The following is an 18,626-nucleotide window of genomic DNA, read 5'->3' on the forward strand; positions in this document are numbered from 1 at the left end:
AGTAATGGAACCGTATAACGAGGCGTGACCCGCGATGAGGGCTGGGAATGTCGGATGGGACACGGCAACCGTACGGGGGGAATGATGGACGAATCCAATCACTGGTACGGGCACTCCCGCATACTCGGCCGATACTGCGGCATGCCGGAGGAGACGCCGAGGCGCATCCAGGGCTTCCTTCAGCACGGCTGGAACTATCTGCACGGATTTCCGCCGAACGACCACTGGTGCAGCCCCGGATATCCCCGTTTCATCTGGTCTGACGTGCTGCGGCGCAGGGGTTGGTCGATGGGGCGGAGGGGGCACTATCTGATCGGCGCGCCCTGGATCTATCTCCTTCATCTTGAGCCCGACCTGGGGGTGCGACGTGATCGGAAGGGGACGATCTGGTATCCCTTTCATGGGTGGGAGAAACATTCCGTCAGCGGGGACCATGCCCGGCTTGCCGACGAAATACGAGATGTCGAGACTGGTCCGGTCACGGTCTGCCTTTATTGGCTGGAATATGCGAATCCGGACATTCGGCGTTCGTACGAATCGAGGGGATTCCGGGTTATCTGTCATGGCGAACGGGGGTCACGCTGGGAGAGCAAGGGCCGCGACTTCCTGCGTAAGCAGCTCGTCGAGCTGCGGCGCCACCGCAGGGTGGCCTCCAACAGGCTCGGCAGCGCGCTGTTCTACGGGGCCTCGGTGGGCTGCGAGGTGGCCGTGTACGGCGATCCGATGCAGTTCGAGGACGAACGCCCCGAATACGGCGGCACCGCCCGCCGCATGCGGCTCTGGCCCGAGCTGCACGGCACGAGCGTCGATCCCGGGCTGGCCGCCGAGGTGGCCCGGCGCGAGCTGGGATTCGAATATCAGGCGACACCGGAGGAGCTACGGCGGATGTTCGGTTGGAAGCGGATGCGCGAGGGAGTGCCGTCACCCGGGGGTGCGGCGGGAGCGAAGCGACCGGAACGGAGGAAGGCGGCGGCACATGGCGACCGAGCCCGCCTCACGGGGTGAGGCCATGAACACGAGCACGAACGAGACGAACCCGGGCGCGAGCACGCCGGAGACGAGCCCGAGCCCGGGCCCGGGCACGCGCGAGGCGCCGGGGAACGTCCGGCTGATCGGCGGGGAGATGCTGCTGTGGTCCGACGCGACCGCCCTGGGCGGGGTCACGGACTGGCGGGGCACGGCGCTGGAGCTGGCCGGCCGCGTGGTCCCGGCGGACGGGCGGGTGCTGCTGGTCGGGCCCCATCCGCAGGCCCTGGTGGACGAGGTCGCCGGCCGGGCCCGCGCCACCTCCGTGCTCCTGCGCTCCTACCCCGACGCCTGCGCGCTGGGCGAACGGCACCCCGAGCTCACGATCTTCTGCGGCCGGCTGGAGGCGCTGGAGGCCGCCGAGGACGGCGGGGAGCCGTACGATCTGGTGCTGGCGCTGGACGGCCTGTCGCGCACGCACTCGGCCGAGGCGCCGGCCGCCGCCTGGGCCGAGTCGCTGGAGGCGCTGGCCGCCCTGGTCGCGCCCGGCGGCCTGCTGCTCCTCGGCGTACGCAACGACCTGGGCGTGGACCGCTTCATCGAGGCCAGGCCCGCCGACCGCGAGGGCGCCGACGACCAGTGGGCGCCGCACGGCTTCGACCCGAGCTACCCCGGCGGCCCCGAGGCGCTGGACGCCGGGCTGGAGACGGCCGGGCTGAGCGTGCAACGCCGCTACGCGGCCTTCCCCGACCGGCAGGCGCCGCGCGCGCTGCTGTCCAGGGAGGCGCTGGCGTTCGACCTGCCGGAGGCGCTGACGTTCGCGCTGAGCGCCAGGGAGGGCGAGCGGATGCTGGTCGCCGACCCGCTGCGGCTGACCAGGCTGGTGTTCCGGCACCGCCTGGGGGAGCAGCTGGCCCCGCTCTGGCTGGTCGTGGCCACCAGGCCGCCGCTCGGCGGCGACGCGGTCCGGCCGGTGGAGCTGCCGCTGGGCCTCATCGAGGAGGGCCACGCCCTGTACGAGCTCACCGCCACGGGCGCCAGGCGCCTGCCCGGCGGCGAGGAGCGGCCGATCCCGGCGGGCCGGGTGGTCGAGGAGATCCTCGTCGAGGCGTGCGCCCGCGAGGACGTGAAGACCGTGCGCGAGCTGCTCGCCGCGCTGGCCGGCTGGCTGGAGGCGGGGGGTGACGCCACGGCGGCGACCGACAGCCTGGTCTACGACGGGCGGCGATTCGCCGCGGTCGGCCCGCCCGGCCCCGCGCCGGTGCGCCAGGAGCCGCGCGTCGTGCTCTGCCGCATCCTGTGGCGCTTCGCGGTCAGGCTGCTGGCGGCCGGCCACCACCACCCGTGGCCGTGGCCGCTGGAGGCCGACCAGCTCACGCTGACCCTGTGCGGCATGGCCGGGCGGCCGTGCGATCAGGGCGACCTCGACCAGGCCCGCAAGCTCGACGCCGAGCTGGGCCGGCCGGCCGAGCTGGCCGAGCACGCCCCGGCCTACCGCGACCTGCTGGGCGCGCGCGACCGCCTGGCCGACCAGCTCACCGCGGCGCTGGCCAGGATCTCCCGCCTGGAGACCAAGCTGTCCTACCGCGAGCGCGAGCTGGTGCGGGCCAAGGCCAAGCTGCGCAGGACCCAGCGCAAGGCCACCGCCTACCGCAGGACGCTCGGATACCGCCTCTCCCGCCGCCTGGCCCGTCCCCGCAAGGTCGCCCGCCGCGTCATACGCCTGTTGTCCGGCTGACCGCCCGATGGCCCGTCCCAACGATGAGGAGTGCATGTGCCGGTTCTTTCGGTGATCGTCCCGTTCCACAACGTCGAGAAGTACATCGGGCCCTGTCTTGACTCCATCTCCGCCCAGACGCTGGCGGAGCTGGAGGTGATCTGCGTGGACGACGGCAGCGCCGACGACGGCTGGATCGCCGTCGAGTCCAGGCGGGCGGACGACCCCCGGATCAGCCTCATCAGGCAGGCCAACCACGGGGTCGGCCACGCCCGCAACGTCGGGGTGCGCCGGGCGAGCGGCGACTACCTGGCCTTCGTGGACGGTGACGACGTCGTGCCGCCCGACGCGTTCAAGCGCCTGGTGGCCTCGCTGGAGTCCACCGGCTCCGACCTGGCCTGCGGGAACGTCATGCGCCTCTACCGCAACCTGCTCGTCCCCTCGTGGGCGCACCGGCAGGCGTTCGCCAAGCCGGCCAGGCGCACCCACATCACCCGTCACCCGATGCTGATCCGCGACCGCATGCTCTGGAACAAGGTCTACCGCCGCTCCTTCTGGGACGCGATGGGCCTGTGCTTCCCCGAGCGCATGTACGAGGACCAGCCCGTCGCTATGGCCGCCCACATCGGCGCCGAGTCGGTGGACGTGCTGGCCAAGGTGGTCTACCACTGGCGTCACCGCGACGAGCCCGACGCCTCGATCACCCAGCGCCGCCTGGAGCCCGGCAACCTGCGCGACCGGCTGCTGTCGGTGCTGCAGACCGCCGACCTGCTCGCGCACGGCGCGCCCAAGCTCAAGCCCGACTTCGACCGCGACACGCTCGACATCGACATGGCCGTCGCCGTGGAGGCCATGGCCGCCATGGGCCCGTCGGCGGACCCGGGCCTGGTGGACCTGATCGTGCGCTACCTCGACGGCGTGTCCGCGCCGGCCTGGCGGAGCCTGCCGTTCGAGCAGCGGCTGCTGGTGCACCTGCTGCACCGGCGCCGCCTGGACGAGCTGGCCGACGTCTTCGCCCAGGTCGGCGCGGGCCGGCTGCGGCCCAGGGTCGGCTCGGCCGGCCTGCTGCGCAAGCGCTGGTACGGCCGGCACCCGTCGATGCCCGTCCACCTGTCGGAGGTCTCGGGCGAGCTGAGCCTGCTGGCCAGGCTGGTGAGCCTCGACTGGCGCGACGGGGTGCTGCACGGGTCGGGACGGGTGGCCGTGGGCACCTTCGACGTGGGGGAGCTGCGGCGGGTGCGGGTGCGCAGCTGGCTGGAGGAGCGCGGGACCGGCCAGACCGTCCGGCTGTCGGAGGAGGAGAGCGCGCCGGTCTGGGAGGACGCCGAGCAGGAGGACGGGGGGCCGCTGCCGGAGCACGCGTTCCCGTTCCGGTTCGCCTTCGACCCGGCCGTGCTGTCGCGGGCGCAGCTGGCCAGGCACGGCCACTGGGACCTGTGCGTGGGGCTCAAGGGGCACGGGCTGCGGCTGACGGGCCGGGTGGCCGGGCCGCGCTGGCTGCCGCCGCTGATCCCGGCCCCGCGGCGCAGGTCGGGGGTGTGGGTGGTGCCGGCGCGCAACGCCAAGGGCGCCTGGGGGGTGCGGCTGCGTACGGCGGAGGCGGTCATCGGCGAGTACCGCGTGGACGGCGGCGACCTGGTGTTCTCCGGGGAGATCCGCGACGTCGGCGACGGCGAGCCGGTGCTGCGGCTGCAGCGCAGGAGCGACGGCGAGGAGATGTACTTCCCGGTGGCGCTGTCCGGGCAGGGCTTCCAGGCGCGGGTGCCGCTGGCCGACATCGACGAGCGGGTGGGGCACGAGTCGTGGTGGGAGGTGGTCATCGACCAGGGCACGGCCATCCGCCCGCTGGTGCGTACGCGGCAGCGGGCGGTGGCGACCGTGGCCGAGCGGCGCTTCCTCATCGACCGGGGCGAGGACGGCTGCCTCCTGCTCGCCGAGCGCTGACCACCTGAAGGACCGCCGGCCGGGCCGCCCCGGGCCGGGTGGCGCGCGGGGTGGCGCGCGGGTGGCGGGGCCGGACGGCCGGCTATCGGAGCGCGGCGGTCAGGGCCTCGACCACCCGGTCCTGCTCGTCGTCGGTCAGCGCGGGGAAGAGCGGCAGCGACAGCTCCTCGGCGTAGTACGCCTCGGCCCGCGGGCACAGGCCGCGCCGGTAGCCGAGGTCCTCGAACACCGGGTGCCAGTATGCCGGCACGTAGTTGACCTGAACCCCGATCCCGGCGGCGCGCATGCGGTCGTAGACCTCGCGCCGCCGCCCGTCCCGCACCCTGACGGGGTAGAGGTGCCAGCTCGGCCGCACGTAGGCGCGCTGGGCGGGCAGCGTCAGCCCCGGCACGTCGCGCAGCAGCGCGTGGTAGCGGGCGACCAGGTCGGCGCGCCGCTCGCGGAAGCGCGCGAGCCGCCCGAGCTGGCTGACGCCGAGCGCGCACAACACGTCGGGCAGCCGGTAGTTGAGCCCGAACGCGTGCACCTCCTGGTGCCAGCCGCCCTCGCCGGGCGTGCGCTGCTCGGCCGGGTCGCGCACCAGGCCGTGGTTCCTGAACAGCGCGGCGCGCCGCAGCAGGCCCGGGTCGGTGGCCGCCACGGCCCCGCCCTCCGCCGTCGTCACGGTCTTGGTCGGGAAGAACGAGAACGTCGTCAGGTCGGCGAGCGACCCGACCGGCCGGTCTTTGTACGCCGACCCGATCGAGTGCGCCGCGTCGGCCACGAGCAGCGCCCCCGCCCGCCGGGCGACCTCGCGCAGCTCGTCGTAGTCGGCCGGATGGCCCGCGTAGTCGACGGCCGTGATCGCGCGGGTCCTGGGGGTGACGGCCGCGGCGGCGGCGTCGGGGTCGAGGTTGCCCGTGTCGTCCTGCACGTCGGCGAAGACCACCCGCGCGCCCAGCAGCGCGGCCGTGGCCGCCGTGGCCACGAACGTCAGCGGCGAGGTGACCAGCTCGTCGCCGGCCCGCAGCCCGGCCGCCACGTAGGCGACGTGCAGGGCCGCGGTGCCCGACGTGACCGCCACGCAGGGCACGCCGCCCGTCCAGGAGCGCAGCTCCGCCTCGAACCGGCCGACCGCGGGCCCGGTGGTCAGCCAGTCGCCGCGCAGCACCGCGGCGACCGCCTCGACGTCGGACTCGGTGATCGACTGCCGTCCGTAGGGCAGCATCAGCCCGCCACCATGCCGCGCAGGTCGTCGACCGACAACCACTGCTCGTTGGTGTCGGAGCGGTAGGAGAAGCCCTCGGGCAGCAGCTCGCCGTCGTCGGGAGGGATGTAGCCCCAGGTCGCGATCGTCGGCTGCACCACGTAGCGGTCGGCCAGGCGCAGGGTCCTGCGGCCGTCGTCGGGGCCGATCATCTCCTCGTGCAGCTTCTCGCCCGGGCGCACGCCGATCTCGTAGATGGGGCTGCGCGGGGCCAGCGCCTCGGCCAGGTCGGTGATGCGCATGCTGGGGATGCGCGGCACGTAGAGCTCGCCGCCCTGCATCAGGTCGAACGAGTCCACCACGAACCTGACCGCCTGCTCCAGCGTGATCCAGAACCTGGTCATGCGCTTGTCGGTGATCGGCAGGCTGCTGCCCTGCTCGGCCAGGCGCTGGAAGAGCGGGACCACCGAGCCCCTGCTGCCCACGACGTTGCCGTAGCGGACCACGGAGAAGCGGGTCTCGTGGGCGGCGGCGTAGTGGTTGGCGGAGATGAAGAGCTTGTCGGCGACCAGCTTGGTGGCGCCGTAGAGGTTGATCGGGCTGGACGCCTTGTCGGTGGAGAGCGCGACGACCTTGCGCACGCCGCAGTCGATCGCGGCCTCCACGACGTTCTGCGAGCCCGCGACGTTGGTGCGGACGTATTCGAACGGGTTGTATTCGGCGGTGTCGACCTGCTTGAGCGCGGCGGCGTGGACGACGTGGTCGATGCCGTGCATGGCGCGGGTCAGGCGGTCGCGGTCGCGGACGTCGCCGATGAACCAGCGCAGCCGCTCGTCGTCGCCGAAGAGCTGCTTGAGCTCGTACTGCTTGAGCTCGTCGCGCGAGAAGACGACCAGGCGCCGGACGGCGAGAGAGTCGAGCGCGTGACGGATGAACGCCTTGCCGAAGGACCCCGTTCCTCCGGTGATCAGAATCGACGATCCACTGAGTGTGCTCACGTGGCCCCCTGAGTAGCGCGGTCGCGCTGTAGTCGTCGTGGCACGCGGTAGCATAGCGCGATCGGTCAATCACGCGCTGTCACACGGGGGAATGGGGCATTCGGTGCGTATTGTCGGCATTATTCAGGCGCGCATGGGCTCGACGCGGTTGCCGGGGAAGGTGTTGCGCGAGCTGGGCGGCCGTTCCGTCCTGGGGTGGGTGGTCCGCGCCGCCCGCGAGGCGGGGGCGCTCGACGACCTCGTCGTGGCCACCACGACCGAGCCGGCCGACGACGCGGTGGCCGCCGAGTGCCGCAGGCTCGACGTGGCCTGGCACCGGGGGCCGGTGGACGACGTGCTGACCAGGTTCGTGCAGGTGCTGGAGAGACGGCGGTGGGACGCCGTCATGCGGTTCACCGCCGACTGCCCGCTGCTCGACCCGGCCGTGATCAGGGAGGCGGCGCTGGTCCACCGCGCCGTGCCCGGGCTCGACTACCTGAGCACGAGCCTGGCGCGCACGCTGCCGCGCGGGCTCGACGTCGAGATCGCCGGCCGCGCCGCGCTGGCCAGGGCCGACGCCGAGGCCACCGGCTTCCACCGCACCCACGTCACCTCCTACATCTACGAGCACCCCGGCGACGCGCGGCTGCTCGGGCTGGCCTACCGGCCCGTCGCCGACGACCTGCGGGTCACGCTCGACACCGAGGACGACTGGCGGCTGATCTCCACCGTGGTGGCCGAGCTGGGCGACCGCTGCCTGCCGGTCAGGACCCTGGTGGAGTGGCTGCGCGAGCGGCCGGAGGTGTGCGGGCTCAACGCCCACGTGCGGCAGAAGGCATTGCAGGACGCGTGACGGGCGTGGCGCACCGCCCCGCCCGCCGCCGGGTGGGGTTCCGCTGCGACGCCGGGGTGAGCAGCGGGGTCGGCCATCTCGTGCGGTGCGTGGCGCTGGCGGAGGAACTGTGCGGCCGGGGCGTCGAGGTGGTCTTCCTCGGCGAGGTCCGCGGCTCGCCGTGGGCGCGGGACCAGCTTCGCGAGCGCGGGCTCGGGCTGATCCCCGCGCCGCGCGGCCCCGGCGAGCTGGCCGCGCTGGCCCGCCGGCTGCGGCTCGACGCCGTGGTGCTCGACTCCTACCACCTGCCGCGGGAGACGGGGGCGGCGCTCAGGACCGCCGGCCTGCCGGTGCTGGCCATCGTGGACGGCGACCCGCTGGGCCAGGAGGCCGACCTCTACCTGGACCAGAACCTCGGCGCCGAACACCGCCCCTTCCCGGCCCCGGCGGGTGGGCGGCGGCTGGCAGGGGCGCGTTACGTGTTGTTGCGGGACAGCGTGCGGCGGCGGACGCGCGGCCGGGACGGGCGCGGGGGAGAGGCGCCGCGGGTGTTGTGCTTCTTCGGCGGCACCGACAGCGCCGGCGTCGCCCCGGCCTGGGCGCGCGCCCTGCGGGACACCGGGCTGCCCTTCCACGGGACGGTCGTCAGCCCGGCGCCGTTCGAGGCGGGCGGGCCGATCACGGTCATCCCGCCGACCGACCGGCTGCCCGAGCTGATGGCGGCGGCCGACCTGGTGGTGACGGCGGCCGGCTCGTCCATCTGGGAGCTGCTCTACCTCGGCGTCCCCACCGCGCTGACGTGGGTGGCCGACAACCAGCTCGGCGGATACGAGGAGCTGGTCGGCAGGGGCGTGGCGGCCGGGCTCGGGCGGGCGGCCGAGCGGGAGGCCGTCGCCGTGCTGGCCCGGCTGCTCGCCGACCCCGCCGCCCGCGAGGAGCACGGCCGGCGGGGCAGCGGCCTGGTGGACGGCCGGGGCCGCGAACGCGTCGCCGACGCCCTGCTCGCGCTCCGCTGAGCCGCTGAGCCGCTGAGCCGCTGAGCCGCTGAGCCGCAGAGGCCCCGGAGCCCGCGAGCCCCGGGCCCCGGGCCTGGGCCCGGGCCCGCGATCCTTGAGCCCGCGTGCCTCAGATCAGCTCCCAGGTGAGCGGGGTGCCGAAGGGGACGTCGCGGGTGAAGCGCCGGCCCATCACCTCGGCGGCGGCGTCGGGGGGCAGGCCGCCGGCGGGCCGGATGGAGCGCACGTTCGCGGGCGTCACGGGCTCGCCCGCGCGGACGTCGCGCACCACGTACAGGGAACGGCGGAAGCGCAGCCCCTCCCGCTCGGAGGGCCGGGGGCCGATCACGGGCTCGCCCAGCGAGCGCCAGGCCCGCTCGCTCTCCACGACCAGCGCCGCCAGCTCGGCGGGCTCCAGCGAGAAGGCCGCGTCGACCCCGCCCTCGGCGCGCGAGAGGGTGACGTGCTTCTCGATCAGGCAGGCCCCCAGCGCCACCGCCGCCAGCGCGGCCCCGAGCCCCGGCGTGTGGTCGGACAGGCCCACGACCTCGCCCGTGAGCGCGGCCAGCAGCGGCAGCGCGCGCAGGTTGCTCTCGGAGGGCGCGGCCGGGTAGGAGGCCGTGCAGGAGAGCACGGCGAGCTGCGTGCACCCGGCCCCGCGCGCGGCCGAGACGGCGGCCTCGATCTCGGCGACGGACGCCATGCCGGTCGAGATGATCAGCGGCTTGCCGGTCGCCGCCGCGAGCCGGATCAGCGGCAGGTCCACGATCTCCGAAGAGGCGATCTTGTACGCCGGCGCCCCCAGCTTCTCCAGCAGCTCCACCGCCGTCGGGTCGAACGGCGCCGAGAACGCGACCAGCCCCCGCTCCCGCGCCCGCGCGAAGATCGGCTCGTGCCACTCCCACGGCGTGTGGGCCCGCTCGAAGAGCCGGTAGAGGGTCTCCCCGCCCCACAGCTCGTGGTCGTCGCCCACCCGGAAGGCGGGCGCGTCGCAGTCGACGGTCAGCGTGTCGGGCCGGTAGGTCTGCAGCTTCAGCGCGTGCGCCCCCGCCTCGGCCGCCGCGTCCACGATGGCCAGCGCCCGTTCCAGGCTGCCGTTGTGGTTGCCCGACAGCTCCGCGACGACGAACGGCGCGTGCGCGGGCCCGATCGACCGCCCCCCGATGGTGATCACGCCTGTTCCCTCCTCAGCTCGATGGCCACGACCTCGCGCGGCGCCCCGTCCACGTCCCGCACGTACGTCCCCGTCTCGACGAACCCGAAGCGCCGGTGCAGCCGCATGACCGGCTCGTTGCCGGCCAGCACCTCCCCGCGCAGCGTGGTCAGCCCGAGCGGCCCGAAGGCGTGCTCGACGGCCGCCCGCTCCAGCCCGACCCAGGCCGCCAGCAGGGCCCCCGCCCGCTCCAGGCCGTCGAGGTCGAGGTAGTAGCCCCAGCGGGCGCTGCCCGGCGACAGGTCGGTGTAGGTCACCACCCCGGCGGGCGTGCCCTCGTGGTCGTAGACCAGCACGCGCCGGCCCGCGTCGGCGCGCACGGCCGCCCACCAGCGGGCGTGCTCGCGGGCGCTGATCTCGTGGGTGGTGAAGCTGGCGGCACGTACACGCGGATGGTTCCGCCAGCGGCGCATCACGGGCAGATCAGCATCTTCGACGTCTCTCAGCACCGCTTCCCCCTTACTGTTCGTGCTCGATCTCTCACCGAAGGTATCGGATTACGTGTCCGGTAAAGAGCTCATCAGGGACGGCCATCGGGCGGGGAGTCCCGTGGGCCACCGAGGCATGCTGCCCTCGACCCCCCTACCGAGCCAAGGAGTGAATCCGGCATGATCCCCCTGCTCAGCGTCGTCGTACCGATCTACAACGTGGAGCCGTACCTGGCCGAGTGCCTCAAGTCGCTGGCCGCCCAGACCCTGGGCGACATCGAGGTGATCCTGGTGGACGACGGCTCCGTGGACGGCAGCCGGCGCGTCGCGGAGGACTTCGCGGCGATGGACGACCGGTTCCTGCTGCTCGGGCAGCGCAACCTGGGGCCGGGGCCGGCCCGCAACCAGGGGATCAGGCAGGCGCGCGGCACGTACCTGGCCTTCGCCGACGGCGACGACGTGGTGCCGCCGGAGGCGTACGAACTGCTCGTCGGCAGCCTCGGCGAGACCGGCTCCGACCTGGCGTGCGGCGCGGTGCGGCGGCTGGTGGACGGCGCCCTGGAGGAGTCGATCCTGCACGAGAAGGTGTTCCGGCGGCCGGAGCTGTGCACCCACGTCACCGACAAGCAGGTGCTGGTGCGCGACCGCACCGTGTGGAACAAGGTCTACCGGCGCGACTTCTGGGAGCGGGCGGGCCTGGCCTTCCCCGCCGGCATCTACGAGGACGTGCCCGTCGCCATGCAGGCCCACGTGCTGGCCACCAGCGTGGACATGGTGGGCGAGGTGGTCTACCACTGGCGCAAGCGTGAGGAGGGGGCGGACTCGATCACCCAGCGCCGCTCCGAGCTGCCCAACCTGCGCGAGCGGCTGGCGGCCATCCGCTCGGTGCGCGCCTTCCTCGACGAGCGGGCGCCCGAGCTGCTCGACGGCTTCGACGCGCTGGTGCTGGAGAAGGACACGGTCTTCCTGTTCCAGGCGCTGGAGCGGTGCGAGGGCGATCCGGGGCCGCTGCTGGAGCTGGCGCACGACTGGATGAACACGCTGGGCCCGCACGTGCCGGCCGCCGCGCCGTCGCTGCGCCGCCTGGAGCTGCACCTGCTGCGCCGCGGCCTGCTCCCGGAGCTGCGCGCCGTGCGGGAGTTCCGGCGCGGGCGCGAGGACGTCGCCCGCGTGGTGCCGCGCGGTTTCCGCACCGTCAACTGGTACGGCGACTACCCCTTCTTCCGCGACCGCCGCCTGCGCATCCCGGACGAGGTGTTCGACGCCCGCGACGAGCTCAAGGTCGTCGCCAGGGTCGAGAAGTGCGAGTGGACCGGCGCCGAGTTCCTGCTGCGCGCCCACGTGGCCGTGCACCGGGTCGATCGCAGGGTCACCAGGGTGGACCTGTGGCTCAGCGACGGCCGCCGCCGGGTGCCCCTGGAGGTGCGGCGGCGGGGCCGGCACGGCGTCACGGCCGTCATCGACCCCGGCCGGCTCGCCGGCCCGGGGCCCTGGCGGCTGCAGGTGCGGGCCGAGCTGCGCGGCCTGGTGCTCAAGGGCTGGTGCAGGGACGGCGAGGCCAACACCGCGTGGCGGTTCTCCGTGCCGGGTTGGTCAAGAAGCGGCATGGACATGCCCCAGTAGTTCCAGACAGTAATCGTTCCGGCGCGCCGCGTGGTCATGCTGGAAGCCATGAGGACCTATTCGCTGGACGACGTCCACGAGACACGCAAGCGGAGAGACTCCTGGTGGACCGTGTATTTCGTGGACCCGGTCGCCTGCCGGGTCGCGCTGCCCGTCGCCAACCGCACACGGATGACGCCCAACGAGCTCACCGTGTTCTCGCTGGTCCTCGGCATGGTGTCCGCCGTCTTTTTCGCATCGAACCAGCTCATAGCGGGCGCCTGCTTCTTCTATCTGAGCTTCATGATCGACTGCGTGGACGGCAAAATAGCCCGGCTCAAGGGCACGGGGACGCCCTTCGGCCTCTGGCTCGACTACGTGGGGGACCGCATCCGGGTGGTGCTGTGCGCCGGAGGGCTGGCGTACGGGCAGTACACGCTGACCGGTGACGTGCGCTACGTGGTGCTCGGCGCGGCGGTGGCCGTGCTGGACCTGTTCAGGTACGTCAACGCGCCGCAGATGAAGCGCGTGCGCGAGGCCGTCAGGGAGGAGCGGCAGGAGCCGGAGCCGGACCCGGACCCGATGACCGTGGACCTGCACGACCCGGAGCCGCCGGGGCGGGGGCCCCGGCCGCGCGCCTTCTTCCGGCTCTTCAGGCGGCTCAACCGGTTCCTGGCCCGCCACCGCGTCCGTTCGCACCTGGTCAGCGGCATCGAGTTCCACGCGGCGGTGTTCGTGATCGCGCCCCTTGCGGGGGCATGGGCGCTGATCCCGCTCGCCGTGCTCGCGGGGCTCCTGCTGCTGGCCAACGAGGTCTTCCTCGTCTACCGGATGTGGATCTTCACGCGCAGGCACGGCGTGGGCTCGTCTCAGGAGAGCCGAGAGCACGTTCTCGTCTAAATCTTTCCGTCGTCTAGTTGCCTCGGGGGTTACTACGACATGTCCGACCGACCTGTCTTCGTCATCGGATGTCCGCGGTCCGGCACCACGATGCTCCAGCTCATGCTCCACTCGCACCCCCGGATGGCGGTGCCGCCGGAGACGCGCTTCCTCATTCCCGCCTACTACCGGCGCCGCACCTGGGGCGACCTGCGCGTCGCCCAGCGCCGCCGCGCGCTGGCGGAGTGGATCGCGACCGACCGCAGCACGAAGTTCCGCGAGCTCAAGATCGACAAGAACGAGTTCGTCCGGCAGGCCGTGGAGGGCCCCGGCTCGCTCGGCTCGGTGATCGGCACGGCCTTCCGCATGTACGCCGACCGCTTCGACAAGGCCCGCTGGGGCGACAAGCGGCCCAGCTACGTCAAGCAGGTGGACCTGCTGCTGCGGCTCTTCCCCGACGCCCAGTTCGTCCATCTCATCAGGGACGGCCGCGACTGCGTGGCCTCGCTGAAGGAGATGCCCTGGTACACGCTGGACTCCTTCCACGCCGTCTCCACCTGGGCCGAGGCCATCGACGCCGGCGGCCGGCTCAAGCGCACGCTGGCCGCCGACACGTACTACGAGCTGCGGTACGAGGACCTCACCGACGACCCGATGACCGAGCTGAAGAAGCTCTGCCACTTCCTGGAGGAGGACTTCTCGCCGAGCATGATCTCCCCGCGCGAGGCGGCCAGCGTGGCGGTGCCGCAGCACAAGGTCTGGCACAGCAACACCCACCGCGAGGTCACCCGCAGCCGGGTCGGGAGCTGGGCGAACCGGCTCGACGACTGGGAGATCGCCCTGTGCGAGCACATGCTCGGCGACCGCCTGGAGTCCATGGGGTACGAGCTGAGCGGCGCGCCCAAGCCGGCCAAGGAGCACGTCGTGGCCTGCCAGAAGACGATGCAGAAGCGCAAGGCCAGCCGGATGCGCAAGGGCATGCGCGACCGCTTCAACCGGCTGCGCGAGCCCAGCCCGGTGGCCGCCCTGCTCACCACCCGCCAGCGCTCGATGGCCGGCGTCCCGCAGCAGCGCAAGGAGCTCACCGAGCCCGTCTAGCGCGGGTGCCGCCAACCCCCTGCGTCATGCGGCGCGTTCAGCGCTCGGCGTCATATGGCTCGCTCAGCGCTCGGCGTCATATGGCTCGCTCAGCGCTCGGCGTCATATGGCTCGCTCAGCGCTCGATGTGGGCGAAGAGGGACTCCCAGCGGTCCAGCACGTGGTCGAGGCGGAACGCCTCGGCCCGTGCGCGGGCGTCGGCCCCCAGCCGCCGCCGCTCCTCCTCATCGTCCACCAGCCGCGCCAGCTCCGCCGCGAACGCCGCCACGTCACCCGGCGGCACCAGCACCGGCCCCGCCGAGCGCACCCCGCCCGACACGTCGAACGCCACCGCCGGCACCCCGTGCGCCGCCGACTCCAGCAACACGATCGGCAGCCCCTCGTGCTCGCTGGTCAGGCCCAGGATCGAGGCGTTCAGGTACTCGGCGGGCATGTGCGCGGCCGGCACCAGCCCCCTGAACACCACCCGGTCCGCCACGCCCTCCCGCTCCGCGTGCGCGCGCAGCCGGGCCGCCTCGGCCCCGTCGCCGATGAGGTGCAGCTCCCACGGCGGCGGCGCGCCCGAGCGGGCGAACGCGCTGATCAGCCGGTCGAACCGCTTGACCCCTTCCAGCCGGCCCACGCCGAGCACCCGGGGCGAATCCAGGCCGGACATCCGCTCCGGCCAGTCCGCCAGCGGGTTCGGCAGCGCGCCGGCGTTGGGCAGCAGCGCGTGCTCGGAGAAGCGCAGGGCGTCGTCCTCGCTGAGGAAGAGCGCCTGGTCCAGGTCGGGGTAGTGGCGCCTGATCGAGGCCAGGTGCCAGCAGTCGCGGGCGTGGTCGTACGAGCCGTGGTACTGGCCGATCGGCCGCAGCCCGCGCGGCAGCAGCCGGGCCGTCCTGGCCACCACCGACGGCGAGGTCATGACCGCGTAACCGGGGCCGAGCTCCCGCAGCAGCGCCCGCAGCCGCCGGTCGGCCCTCCGGCGGGCCAGCGGGCCCTCGGCCGGTCCGCGGCCGATCACGTGCCGGTGGTAGAGGGGGCGCTCCACGTACCGGAAGGGCCTGGCGGCCCGGCGCAGGCCGATCACGTGCACCTCGTGCCCCCGCCCGGCCAGGCCCTGGGCCAGGGTGTGGGTGACCTGCTGGACGCCGCCCAGGGTGTCGGCGTCCAGGCAGGTGAAGACGACGGTCACCGCGCGGCCCCCTCGAAGAAGTCGGTGACGATCCTGGCCGCCGCGTCGCCGCGCTCGTCGGCGCACCACAGGTCGCGGAAGGCCGCGTACCTGGCGGCGTAGGAGGCGTGCACGGCCGGCAGGTCGCGCAGCGCCGCCACCAGCTCCTCCGTCGTGGTGACGCACGGGCCGGGGGCGATGGCGGGCAGGTCGTGGTAGACGCCGCGCTCGGAGAGGCGGTAGTCGTCCCAGTCGTCGATGTAGAACAGCATGGGCTTGCCCGTCACCGCGTAGTCGCACATCACCGAGGAGTAGTCGGTCAGCAGCGCGTCGGAGGCCAGGATCAGGTCGTTGATCTCGGGATGGGCGGAGGCGGAGCGCACGAAGTGCCGCAGGTGCTCGGGCGGGGTGTAACGCTCGACCGGATGGGTGCGCAGCAGCACCACCCAGTCCTCGGCCAGCTCCTCGGCCAGCAGCTCCAGGTTCACGCGTACGGACCGGCCGCTGTTCTTGGCGCGGTCGCGGTAGGTCGGGGCGTAGAGCAGGACCTGCCGCCCGGGCGGCACCTCCAGCCGCTCGCGCACCTCCGTCGCGGGCCCGCCGCGCACGAGCGCGTCGCACCGGGGCGTCCCGCACCGGTAGACCTTCCCCGCGTAGCCGTTCGACGGCAGGAACACCCGCGAGAACTCCTCGCTCGGCGACACCAGCGCGTCCCAGCGCGCCACCGCCGCCCGCCACAGCGCCCGCGGCCGGTCGAAGTCGCCGCGCAGGTCGGGCGCGTCGAAGCCGATCGACTTGATGCCCTGCCCGTGCCAGGTCTGCAGGTAGCGGGTGCCGCGGGGCTTGGGGTAGTCGAGCGGGAAGCCGTGGCTGTCCACCCAGATCCCGGCCCTGGCCATGGTGTAGACGTAGCGCCAGCTTCCCCGGCGCACGAGCCGCGCGTCGGAGGGGAAGTTCGCCCGCCCCTTGGCCACCGACCAGACCGCCTCGATCGGCAGGCCGCGCCGGCGCACCTCCTCGTAGATGGCGCGCGGGCTGCCGCCGTAGCTCTTGCCGACGTCGGACTCGAACAGCGCCAGGTTCGGGCGGCGCGGCAGCACCCTGATCAGGATCTTGTACGCCCGCAGCTTGTTCGCGGGCGTGTTGAACCGCCTCATCAGGTGCCCCTTGACCCGCCGCCACACCGACCGGGAGACGGAGTCGGGGCGCACGCACAGGTAGGCCGCGTACCCCTCGGTCCCGAGCGTGCAGCCGGGCAGCTCGATCGGCTCGGTGCGCGGGTCGGCCAGGATCCGGTCGGTCGTGGTGTGCCCGTCGGAGGTCCTGGTGAAGCCGATGCGCGGGTCGCACGTGCCCCGGGGGGTGAAGACGACCTCGCTGACGTACCCGCCGCCGCCCGACGGCTCCGGCGAGATGGGCACGCGTTCCCTGCCGAGCTGCAGGAACGCGGTCCACTCGGCCGGCAGCGCGCCGAACGGGTCGTATGTGCGCACGGTCATCCGCACCCGCTCGCCGTCCGAGGACAGGTTCGACGCCTCGTGCCGCAGCCGGGAGGCGCTGAAGGGCAGCTCGGCCAGGCGCAGCCGGGTGATGTCCAGCCGGGGGGAGGGCGAGTCGCCCCAGTACGTCCGCCCGTCGAGCTGCACCGCCGCCCGCGGCGCGGCGCGCGGCCCGGTCAGCGAGCCGGCCGCCACCAGCAGGTCGTCGATCCGGTCGTCCAGGATGAGCTGGCAGCAGACCCGGTCGAGCGGATCGACGCGCCAGAACACCTCGTCGGGGATCTCCTCCAGGTACGGCCGCACCACCGCCGCGAACTCCTTGGCCCACACCCGGTCGCGCAGCGGCAGCGGGTTGAGGTAGACCCGCAGGTCCTGGCGGAGGAAGCGGTACTGGCGGTGCGGCACCAGGTCGGCGGCCCCGTGCTCGCGCAGGATGTCGTCGCTCAGCCGGGCCGCGATCACCCGCTGGCGCACGTTCTCCAGGTCGCCGATGCTCAGCGAGATGGAGTCGTTCGTCTCGGCCCGGTGCCAGTGGTAGACCACCCAGGGCACGATCGCGAACCTGCGCGCGACCGCGTACAGCTCGGTGGCGAAGACGTGGTCCTCGTAGTGGATGTCCTCGGGGAAGCGCAGCACGTTCTCGCGCAGCCAGCGCAGGTTGTAGAGCTTGTTGGTGCTGAAGCTGTCGAGGAACAGCTCGGGCTCCCGCCTGATGCCCTCGACCACCCGCCGCCGGGCGAACAACGCCGGATAGTACGGCCGCAGCCGCCCGCTCGACTCGTGCAGCCGCGAGATCTGTCCCGACACGAAGGCGGCCCCCGTGCGCTCGATCTCCGCCAGCAGGCTCTTGCACGCGTGCCTGGGCAACTCGTCGTCGCTGTCGAGGAACATCACGTACGGCGAGCGGGCCGCGTCCATGCCCTCGTTGCGCGGCGCGCCGCAGCCGCCGCTGTTGACGCGCCTGCGCAGGTAGCGCACCCGCGGGTCGGCCCGGACGAGCCGCCGCGCCACCTCCGGCGTGCCGTCCGTGCTGGCGTCGTCGGAGATGATCACCTCCAGATCGCTCAGCGACTGGCGCAACACGGAACGCACCGCCCTGGGCAGGCGGGGCGCGTCGTTGTACGTGATGACGACCACGGTGCAGTCCGGCATTCCCCGAGTCCTCCCCCTAGGCACCCAGCGGGAATGGCACTTCCCTGAGCTGAGAGGAAGTGTCCGGACTTTAGGGAGTATTTGCTGAAAATCAGCGCATAAGCCGACGAATCACCCAGACGATGGCCAGCAGCGCCACCAGCGCGCCCGCGACCGGCGCCAGCCGCTTCAGCAGCGGCCGTCCGGCGATCTCCAGCAGGTCGAGCGCCTCCTCGTCGGGCGAGAGCGAGGTGCGCAGCGTGCCCGCGGGCCGCACGTCCTGCTCCGGGGCCGGCACCGCGCTCAGGTGCCGCTCCTCCTGCCCGCCGCCCTGCTCCGAACCCTGCGCCGAACCCTGCGCCGAACCCTGCGCCGAACCCTGCTCCGGGCCTCGGCCTTGATCCTGCTCCCGGTCCTGCACCCGGTCCTGCTCAGGGCCCTGCGCGCGGTCCCGGTCCGGTGCGGCGTCCTGCTCCTGGAGCGGGCCGACCTGCTCCACCGTGGACTCCGACAGCAGCGCCGCCAGGTTCCCGGCGAACCTCTCGATGAGCCTGCCGCCCACCTCGGCCATCACGCCCCGCCCGAACTGCGCGGGCCGGCCGGTGACGTTGAACGAGGTCTCCACGGTCACCAGCGTCGCCTCGCCGGCGGGCCGCATGCGCGCCTTGACCGTGGCCGAGGCCGTGCCCGAGCCCCGCGCCTCCTTGCCCGACGCCTGGATGGTGAGCGCGTAGGAGTCTTTGTCGACGTCCTCGAACCTGGCCGAGCCCCGGTAGGTGACCGTGATCGGGCCCACCTTGACCTTCATCCTGCCGGTGAACTCGTCGCCCTCGAAGATGTCCAGGGTGGCGCCGGGCAGGCAGGGCGCCACCCGCTCGACGTCGAGCAACACGGCCCAGGCCTGCTCGATCGGAACCGGAACCGTGAACTCGTGCTCGAACCGCATCGCCATCGATCCGCTCCTCTCCCGGATGCCTGTGACCCTACGTCGCCACGGGGGCGCCCC

At 73.0% G+C, this 18,626-nt stretch carries 15 protein-coding genes; 8 read left to right on the top strand and 7 right to left on the bottom strand.

Features of this window, described 5'->3' with window-relative positions; all coding sequences use genetic code 11:
- Window positions 1-84 precede the first annotated feature (84 nt).
- The 3 genes from IO39_RS17430 to IO39_RS17440 are packed head-to-tail and all read left to right on the top strand — an operon-like array spanning window position 85 to window position 4,627.
- Window positions 85-1,005: a hypothetical protein gene (locus IO39_RS17430; RefSeq protein ID WP_245642027.1), complete on the top strand. Its 921-nt coding sequence runs from the start codon at window positions 85-87 to the stop codon at window positions 1,003-1,005.
- 4 nt (window positions 1,006-1,009) lie between these two features.
- On the top strand, window positions 1,010-2,704 hold the full coding sequence (locus tag IO39_RS17435) for a class I SAM-dependent methyltransferase (RefSeq protein WP_157548506.1): 1,695 nt from the start codon (window positions 1,010-1,012) through the stop codon (window positions 2,702-2,704).
- Between the two features lie 36 nt (window positions 2,705-2,740).
- On the top strand, window positions 2,741-4,627 hold the full coding sequence (locus tag IO39_RS17440) for a glycosyltransferase family 2 protein (RefSeq protein WP_169789077.1): 1,887 nt from the start codon (window positions 2,741-2,743) through the stop codon (window positions 4,625-4,627).
- A gap of 82 nt (window positions 4,628-4,709) precedes the next feature.
- Here IO39_RS17440 and IO39_RS17445 read toward each other — a convergent pair whose 3' ends face one another.
- The gene (locus IO39_RS17445) at window positions 4,710-5,834 is read right to left on the bottom strand and encodes a DegT/DnrJ/EryC1/StrS family aminotransferase (RefSeq protein WP_043623688.1); all 1,125 of its coding nucleotides are present in this window, start codon (window positions 5,832-5,834) and stop codon (window positions 4,710-4,712) included.
- Window positions 5,834-6,811, bottom strand: coding sequence for a UDP-N-acetylglucosamine 4,6-dehydratase (inverting) (pseB, locus tag IO39_RS17450; protein WP_043623691.1), 978 nt, complete (start codon window positions 6,809-6,811; stop codon window positions 5,834-5,836). Before pseB ends, IO39_RS17445 begins: the two co-directional genes overlap by 1 nt.
- Window positions 6,812-6,902: 91 nt before the next feature.
- Here pseB and IO39_RS17455 point away from each other — a divergent pair, with 91 nt between their 5' ends.
- Both IO39_RS17455 and IO39_RS17460 read left to right on the top strand, forming a co-directional pair.
- Window positions 6,903-7,643 (top strand): cytidylyltransferase domain-containing protein, encoded by a 741-nt coding sequence (locus tag IO39_RS17455; protein ID WP_043623694.1) that lies wholly within the window; start codon window positions 6,903-6,905, stop codon window positions 7,641-7,643.
- On the top strand, window positions 7,640-8,638 hold the full coding sequence (locus IO39_RS17460) for a PseG/SpsG family protein (RefSeq protein WP_211267055.1): 999 nt from the start codon (window positions 7,640-7,642) through the stop codon (window positions 8,636-8,638). Before IO39_RS17455 ends, IO39_RS17460 begins: the two co-directional genes overlap by 4 nt.
- 109 nt (window positions 8,639-8,747) lie before the next feature.
- Here IO39_RS17460 and pseI read toward each other — a convergent pair whose 3' ends face one another.
- Window positions 8,748-9,791, bottom strand: coding sequence for a pseudaminic acid synthase (gene pseI, locus IO39_RS17465; protein ID WP_043623697.1), 1,044 nt, complete (start codon window positions 9,789-9,791; stop codon window positions 8,748-8,750).
- The gene (locus tag IO39_RS17470) at window positions 9,788-10,279 is read right to left on the bottom strand and encodes a GNAT family N-acetyltransferase (RefSeq protein WP_043623701.1); all 492 of its coding nucleotides are present in this window, start codon (window positions 10,277-10,279) and stop codon (window positions 9,788-9,790) included. Before IO39_RS17470 ends, pseI begins: the two co-directional genes overlap by 4 nt.
- 159 nt (window positions 10,280-10,438) lie before the next feature.
- Here IO39_RS17470 and IO39_RS17475 point away from each other — a divergent pair, with 159 nt between their 5' ends.
- Genes IO39_RS17475 through IO39_RS17485 form a run of 3 tightly spaced genes read left to right on the top strand, consistent with a single transcriptional unit; the run spans window position 10,439 to window position 13,837 of the window.
- Window positions 10,439-11,881 carry a glycosyltransferase family 2 protein gene (locus IO39_RS17475; RefSeq protein WP_052423018.1) on the top strand — a complete coding sequence of 481 codons (1,443 nt, stop codon included), beginning with the start codon at window positions 10,439-10,441 and terminating at the stop codon, window positions 11,879-11,881.
- Between the two features lie 48 nt (window positions 11,882-11,929).
- Window positions 11,930-12,760, top strand: a complete 831-nt coding sequence (locus tag IO39_RS17480) for a CDP-alcohol phosphatidyltransferase family protein (protein WP_043623704.1) — start codon at window positions 11,930-11,932, stop codon at window positions 12,758-12,760.
- A gap of 39 nt (window positions 12,761-12,799) precedes the next feature.
- Entirely contained in the window at window positions 12,800-13,837 is a 1,038-nt protein-coding gene (locus IO39_RS17485; protein WP_043623706.1) for a sulfotransferase family protein, read from the top strand.
- 115 nt (window positions 13,838-13,952) lie between these two features.
- Here IO39_RS17485 and IO39_RS58910 read toward each other — a convergent pair whose 3' ends face one another.
- From IO39_RS58910 to IO39_RS17500, 3 genes are all read right to left on the bottom strand, one after another.
- Window positions 13,953-15,011 carry a glycosyltransferase gene (locus tag IO39_RS58910; RefSeq protein ID WP_043623708.1) on the bottom strand — a complete coding sequence of 353 codons (1,059 nt, stop codon included), beginning with the start codon at window positions 15,009-15,011 and terminating at the stop codon, window positions 13,953-13,955.
- Window positions 15,008-17,641, bottom strand: coding sequence for a bifunctional glycosyltransferase/CDP-glycerol:glycerophosphate glycerophosphotransferase (locus IO39_RS17495; RefSeq protein WP_043623710.1), 2,634 nt, complete (start codon window positions 17,639-17,641; stop codon window positions 15,008-15,010). Before IO39_RS17495 ends, IO39_RS58910 begins: the two co-directional genes overlap by 4 nt.
- Before the next feature lie 91 nt (window positions 17,642-17,732).
- Entirely contained in the window at window positions 17,733-18,572 is an 840-nt protein-coding gene (locus IO39_RS17500) for an SRPBCC family protein (RefSeq protein WP_043623712.1), read from the bottom strand.
- Window positions 18,573-18,626: the final 54 nt, after the last annotated feature.

This window comes from Nonomuraea candida (assembly GCF_000725485.1).
In the GTDB taxonomy this organism is placed as follows: Bacteria; Actinomycetota; Actinomycetes; order Streptosporangiales; family Streptosporangiaceae; genus Nonomuraea; species Nonomuraea candida.

Excerpts from the sequence above, each read along its gene's own strand:
- IO39_RS17430 (WP_245642027.1), top strand. The coding sequence starts at position 85 with ATGGACGAATCCAATCACTGGTACGGGCACTCCCGCATACTCGGCCGA.
- IO39_RS17435 (WP_157548506.1), top strand. The coding sequence starts at position 1,010 with ATGAACACGAGCACGAACGAGACGAACCCGGGCGCGAGCACGCCGGAG.
- IO39_RS17445 (WP_043623688.1), bottom strand. The coding sequence starts at position 5,834 with ATGCTGCCCTACGGACGGCAGTCGATCACCGAGTCCGACGTCGAGGCG.
- IO39_RS17455 (WP_043623694.1), top strand. The coding sequence starts at position 6,903 with ATGGGGCATTCGGTGCGTATTGTCGGCATTATTCAGGCGCGCATGGGC.
- IO39_RS17475 (WP_052423018.1), top strand. The coding sequence starts at position 10,439 with ATGATCCCCCTGCTCAGCGTCGTCGTACCGATCTACAACGTGGAGCCG.
- IO39_RS17480 (WP_043623704.1), top strand. The coding sequence starts at position 11,930 with ATGAGGACCTATTCGCTGGACGACGTCCACGAGACACGCAAGCGGAGA.
- IO39_RS17485 (WP_043623706.1), top strand. The coding sequence starts at position 12,800 with ATGTCCGACCGACCTGTCTTCGTCATCGGATGTCCGCGGTCCGGCACC.
- IO39_RS17495 (WP_043623710.1), bottom strand. The coding sequence starts at position 17,641 with ATGCCGGACTGCACCGTGGTCGTCATCACGTACAACGACGCGCCCCGC.
- IO39_RS17500 (WP_043623712.1), bottom strand. The coding sequence starts at position 18,572 with ATGGCGATGCGGTTCGAGCACGAGTTCACGGTTCCGGTTCCGATCGAG.